General features: G+C 69.7%; 1 protein-coding gene and 1 pseudogene. Both read right to left on the bottom strand.

What is annotated here, in order from left to right; all coding sequences use genetic code 11:
* A pseudogene (locus FKP22_RS30575) lies at positions 1-237 on the bottom strand (hypothetical protein); the annotation flags it as partial.
* Positions 234-1,340: DNA recombination protein RmuC (locus tag FKP22_RS30570; protein ID WP_141291953.1), on the bottom strand; the 1,107-nt coding region annotated here is incomplete at its 5' end. The gene FKP22_RS30570 and the pseudogene FKP22_RS30575, both read right to left, overlap by 4 nt.

Genomic DNA, 1,340 nt, shown 5'->3' with positions numbered 1-1,340 from the left:
GTCTGCCTGCCGGCCGGCCCACAGCGACAGCGGCAGTGGCGCCAGCGCGAACAGCGACAGCAGCGTGCCCACCATCCATTCCGGGTAGCCCAGGTGCAGCAGCAACAGGCTGGCGGTCACGCGGGTCGCGGCCATGGACGCATGCACACCGACCAGTGCGCCGATCACCGCGGGCAGCGCCCGGCGCATCGCCAGCTTGTCCTGCAGCGCGTCCTGGGCAGAAGCCGCGGCCGTCATTCGCCGGTCTCCCGCAGTTCATCCAGTGGTGCAGCCACCGCGCCCAGCAGCTTGGCCGCCTGCGGCTCGCCCATCTGCTCCACGCCCTTGAGCTTGCGCGCCATCACGCGGGTGCGCACCTCGGCCGCGTCAATGCTGGAACTGGCTTCCTCCAGCTTCTTCTTGGTCTTGGCCAGCACCTCGCCAAACTTGCCGAACTCGGTCTTCACGGCACCCAGCACCTCCCAGACTTCGGCACTGCGCTTTTCCAGCGCCAGCGTGCGAAAGCCCATCTGCAGGCTGCTCAGCGTGGCCAGCAGCGTGGTCGGGCCGACCAGCGTGATGCGATGGTCCCGCAGCAAGCCTTCCACCAGGCCCGGTCGGCGCAGCGCTTCGGCGTACAACCCCTCGGTCGGCAGGAACAGCAAGGCAAAGTCGGTGGTGTGCGGGGCTGCCACGTATTTCTCGCGGATGCTGCGCGCCTCCTGCCGCAGCCTGGCCTCCAGCGCGCGCGCTGCGGCTTCGGCTGCCAACGGGTCGGCCTGCTCCTGGGCCAGCAGCAGGCGCTCGTAGTCTTCACGGGGGAATTTCGCGTCGATCGGCAGCCACAGTGCCTGGCCGTCGTCGCGCCGGCCGGGCAGGCGGATCGCGAACTCGACCCGTGCGCCGCTGCCAGGCACGGTTTCTACATTGGCGGCGTACTGGTCCGGCGTCAACACCTGCTCCAGCAGTGCCGCCAGCTGCAGCTCGCCGAACACACCGCGGGTCTTCACGTTGTTCAGCACGCGCTGCAGCGAGCCCACGTCGCGGGCCAGCCCCTGCATCTCGCCCAGGCCCTTGTGCACCAGCTCCAGCCGCTCGGCCACCTGGCGAAAGCTTTCGCCCAGGCGCTGCTCCAGCGTGGCGTGCAGCTTTTCGTCGACGGTGGCGCGCATCTGTTCGAGCTTCTGCTCGTTGCCCTGCTGCAGCTGGGACAGGCGCTGCTCGACGGCCACACGCAACTCGGCCTGCTTGCGTTCGTTGGCATCGGACAGGCTTTGCAGCTGGCGCGTCAGCGCCTCGGCCAGCCGGCGCAGCGCCAGTTCCTGCGCCTCGCGGGCCTGGGCCAGCGTGCGGGCCGCGTC

This window comes from Ideonella azotifigens, from assembly GCF_006519715.1.
Lineage (GTDB): Bacteria > Pseudomonadota > Gammaproteobacteria > Burkholderiales > Burkholderiaceae_C > Ideonella > Ideonella azotifigens.
The sequence above is the reverse complement of the archived record's forward strand: the minus strand, read 5'-3'. Positions and strand labels throughout refer to the sequence as shown.